General features: G+C 56.9%; 2 protein-coding genes. Both read left to right on the top strand.

Going from position 1 to position 5233, the window contains the following annotated elements; genetic code table 11:
• A partial coding sequence (locus tag ABYO54_RS13670; protein WP_372808805.1) for a HEAT repeat domain-containing protein occupies positions 1-966 on the top strand: 966 nt, incomplete at its 5' end.
• Between the two features lie 2 nt (positions 967-968).
• On the top strand, positions 969-5233 hold a 4265-nt coding region (locus ABYO54_RS13675), incomplete at its 3' end, for a DUF6531 domain-containing protein (protein WP_372808806.1).

Raw genomic sequence — 5233 nt, forward strand, 5'->3', positions numbered from 1 at the left:
ATGCGCAGCAGCGATCGTGCTCTGGAGACTGAAGCGGGTGCTTCCGTTGTTCCGATGGAAAGTAAGGCCATGGAACCCGGCGCGCTCCAGCGGAACGTGGTTGAAGCGTCCAGCCTGACCGCTGTCGTTCCAGAAAACCCTGCGGACGAAGAGGCTTGCGCAGAATCCGTTCAAGAGGCTCCCGGGAAATACGCTCATGATCCGGCGCGGCTTTCTCCGGCGGTTCTTCGCATGTTGGATCCGGATGCTAAACGACGGCATTGGCTTTCGATCAACAAGCTGCCCGGCGAAAAGAGCGCAGACGAGCGCAAGGCTTTGATGGGATACCTCGTCCAAAACCCGGTTGGCGAAGCGAACTATCTTTCCGTGGAATATGCCGTCCGCAACTTTATCATGGATGTGTTGCGCGAACAGCCCGGTGGGTTGAGTGACGCGGTGGATACATTTGCCGAGGTCTACGGCGAAACGGCGCAGGGCGATACGATGCGCGGTTATGCGCTCCAGCATCTTGCTTCGGTGTACATCGATAATCCCGGTACGTTGGCCGAGGCCGACAAGGGCCGCGTGGTGGACATTTTCCGGGAAGCTCTGTCGGAGAACGATTTCGGCACGATTGCCTCTACCGCATTGATCGGCCTGCGCGAAGTTTCGCGGGTCGAATCCGCCCGGGTTACGGATGCGGAGGTCGCTCGCAGTGCCCAAGCCCTTCTGGAGGATGCGGAATCCTGCGCGGAGGCGCGTATGACGGCCTTGCAGATTTGCGGGGAGCTTAAACTGCCGAGCGCCGTAGGTTCGGCCCGGGAATGGGCTGCGGATAGCTCGCAAAACTGGGGCGTACGCCTGGCGGCTATCTATCTGCTGGGCGAAACGCAGTCCGGTAAAACGGATTTGGAACAACTGGTTTTAGATGAAAACGAGAACGTTCGTATTGCGGCAACTGCTGCGTTGCGGAAATGGGGGAACTAGGAATGAATTTCGGAAAACGTAGCATCAAGACACTCTCCAGCCTGTTGGTAATCGCGCTGGCGAATGCCTGGATGGCACCCTTTGCCATGGCGAATGCCCGACCGCTAGGGAGGATGGACGGCGATGGCAACGAGGAGGGCGATCCCATCAATATCTATACCGGAAACCGCTGGTTTGTTGAATTGGATATTTCGCTGCCGACGCCCGGTCTTCCGCTGACGTTCTCCCGCCGCTACAACAGCCGTGAAACCTATTATGAAGGGCCGCTGGGCAAGGGCTGGTCGCATTCGATGGATTGGCATATTTCCGAAACCATGGAGCTGGTGAACAATTTTACACCGCCCAAGTACGATAACGGCGTGGTGGGAGCAAGGATCATGCTGGCCAAAAGCGAAGGCAGCGTTGATTCCACCGCCTATGATTTGGGTACGGTGAGCCACGGGTCGGATTCCAATCTGCGCATGGTTCCGGTCGGTGTGGCGGGGTTCCAGAGTCGGGCGATTCCGATGGATACGTATGTGATGCAGGATGCGGGCAGTTCGTTCCTTGCCTTCGAATCGGGCGAAATCACGATGGAACGCATCGGGGACCGCCCCGCAGCGGTCATCGATGGAATCACGGCGGCCAACGGGGCGGCGCTGCCGGTCGTGGGCATGAACTACAGTGCGGCCGAATTTTCCGTCGGCGATACGATTCCTGCACCGAAAATTGCCAGCTATGCCTCCGCCATTCCCGATACCGACATTCAATCCGGCATCGACCGCGAAAATACGCGCTACAGCCTGCGGGCGCACGAGGATAAGATCCGCGCCGTTGCGCTGGGTTCCGGGCAGGCCGCAGATCTGAATGCGTTCGAACACCGCCAGCCCGATAACACTTTGCTCAAGGCCGCAACGGCGGAAAACTATGGTTCGGTCCGTTCCTGCGAAAGCGCTCTGACGGGCGCGTTCGACGCCTATGCCGATACTCCGGTCGCGCAGGTACACCGTCCCTCGTTTAGCATTGGAACCTCCTCCGGGGGCGAGTGGTCCGATTCGGGCGTCACCTATGCCTCGGCGCGTACTTCGTTGAAGGAATACCACGATGCCGTGGTGGCGACTGCCCAGGCGGGGGGAAGCAGCTTTGCCGCGTTTGAGCTGAAGGATGCTGCCGGTGCCGTGGTTTCCCATGCGGAAGTGGGTTACGACCAAATCCGCACGGCGGTGAAAAATTTCGAGGATGGGCTGGACTATGCCGCGGACAATTCCCTTTCCCTCGGTGGGATAAGCAGCAAGGTGAACGCCTGGATCGAGCTGTTCAACGGCGACGGCAACCGCGTCACCTTCAACCAAAAGAGCGACGGCATCTACTATGCCGACGATGATAACTGGACCATCGAAAAGGACGGAGAGCTCTTTGTGCTGAAGCAGCCCGGCGGCATGGAACGCGTCTTCAATGCGCAGGGGCGCATGACCGCCATCCGCGACCTGTGGGGCAATGCGATTACCCTGTCCTATACGGACGGCAAGCTTCAGCGTGCGGAGCACTCCAACGGACAGGCCTTGGTCTTTACCTATGTTGGGGATCGGCTCGATCGCGTGGATGTTTCGGCGGACCTCTATGTCAAGTTCGGCTATAACACCGACGATCAACTCGACAGCGCCACGCGGTATGTCAACGGAGAGGCCTTCGCCTTCGACTATCAATATACGGAAAACCTACTCACGAAGAAGACCAACCCGGCGGGGCATGAATACAATTTTACCTACGAGACCGCGATCGACAACAATGTGTTCGACGAGTGGAGCCATGGTGCTCGGTTTGTTACTGCGGACGGTTCCGGCGGGGGCGCTACATTAGGTTATCACCCGACCGTGGGCGAGCCACGCCTGACCCATCGGGGCACGGGACTGGATATTAATGGACACTGGGTGCCCGAAACGGTGGAATATGTCAACGACACCACCCGGCGCATGACCTTCCCCGCGCGGGGGCAGAACGCCGTCTACGAGCATCACTACAGCTCCAAGACCCAAATGCGCGAATATAAATACGGTCCCGGCGTGGATCTGACCGACGCCCGTACCCGCGGCTTCCACTATCAATACAACGGCGAAGACATGACGGAGGAAAAGCAGTTCGACACCGCTCTCGGCGAAACGTTTTCGACCTACATGGCCTACGATGACCGCCACAACGTAACCAACCTTTCCATCGCCTACAACGGCGCCGATCCGCAGCCAGTCATGAGCGCCGGGTACAATGAGGAGCTCAACCTCCCGGTCTGGGTGGAAGATGCCGACGGGCACCGGGCCGAAACCGTTTACACCAACGGCCATGTCGCGGTCATCAAGGAATTTTACACCGAAACCCAAAGCCATGATACCCACTTTACCTATTATGCCGATGGCCAGCTTCAACAGATCCGCAACGCCAATGAGCATACGGTCGGTTTCACCTACGATGCAAACGGCTATCCCGATACTGTAACTCCCCTAGTGGGGCCGCAACTCAAAACCATCTATGATGCGTATGGAAATCCCGATACCGCGGAAGTCCTCGCTGAAAGTGGACAAAGCACCGGGCGAACAGTCGATTTCGACTACACCGCCCAAGGCTGGTTGGAACGCACGACCTTTGCCGATGGACGGGGGATCACCAACGATTACAATGCCATGGGCTATGTAACGAATCGGATCGATAGAGCAGGGCGGCACACCGACTATACCTATGCGCCGACCCGCAAACTGACCTCCGTCACGCGCTATCTCGAAAATACAGACGGCTCGCAAACGCCGCACCGCATCGCATTTGATTATGATGAACAATTCAATACCGTATCCATCACCGAGCCCAACCAGCGCACGGTCGAGGGCTATGCCATGGATATCCAGGACCGCGTCACCTCCATCACCAACATCGATGAGCAGGTGATGCACATCGACTATGGCCTCGGCGACATGGTCCGGAAAATCACCCGCTTCGACGGTTCCGCCATCACCAACACCTACGACGATAGAGGGCGACTTGAAAGCGCAGCCTACTATCATGTGGGGCAGGCGTCCTTGCCTGCCCAAACCGTAGCCTTCAGCTATTATCCTGACAGTCAGCTAAAATCCATTGCCGATGATGCTTCCGGCATCACCAACAGCTATGATTGGTTGAATCGCTTAACTTCCACCACGACTTCCGTTGCTACTGTATCCACTGTGGCTAATTATCAATACGATCTAATAGGCAACGTCACGAATGCCATCGTTTCGGTTGGAGGGGCGAGTACCACCTCGACCGCATACGAATACGATGCCGCCGAACGACTAACGAATATTTCCACCACTGAGCGCAGTGGCGACCAAGGGGGAGCAACTGCTGAGGCTCAGAGCTTCATCTATTCCTATTCGCCGGAAAATGGATTGGTTGCAACTGTCTCCAACACGGTCTCCGGTATCGCAACCACCTACGCTTATGACCTTCTTGACCGCGCAACAAACATTACCTACACGGCATCCGATGGCTCCCTGATCCAATCCATCGACTATGCGTATGATGCTGCTTCGATGATCACGAATAAAGTACAGGCACTAGGCAATGGGCAAGAGGCACAAGTGGCCTATGCCTACGATTCGCTCGACCGCCTGATCGGCGAAACCCGTACAGTTGGAGGGACGAGTTCCACCTCGTCCTTGGTCTACAACTATGACCTTGCAGGTAACCGCACTTCCGTCATTGATAATGGAACCACCAACACCTACGCCCTCGGCACGGGCAACCGCCTCGCCACTTGGGGTACCCAAGGCTCCGCCCTCTACGATGCCGCCGGCAACACCACCAACCTCGTTTCCAACGATGGCACCGAACTCGACCTCGAATGGGACGAGCGCTATCGGCTTACTTCAGCAGTTCGTGATTCCTTGTTCGATATTCGATATTCCTACGACGTGCTCGGGCGCAAGGTTTCCCGTATCGCAGGCGGCTCGCCTGCCACAGCGGAATATTACATCTATAACGGCAATCAAGTCGTCGCCGATCTCGATGCATCCGGCAACCTCCTCCGCACCTATGTCTGGGGCAAAGGCATCGATAACCTCCTGTCGTTCACGGATCACGCCTCAAACGCCACGTATTACCCCGTAAAAGACCACCAAAACACCGTCCTTGCACTGGTCGATGGAAGTGGTTCCGTGGTTGAGTCCTACGATTACGATGCGTATGGCAATGTGCTCGATGTCCGAAATAGTTTGGGTGCTTCAATCGCCAATCAACAATCGGCAATCGGCAATCGCTACAC

The sequence above is a fragment of the Pontiella sp. genome (assembly GCF_041622395.1).
Classification (GTDB): Bacteria; Verrucomicrobiota; Kiritimatiellia; order Kiritimatiellales; family Pontiellaceae; genus Pontiella.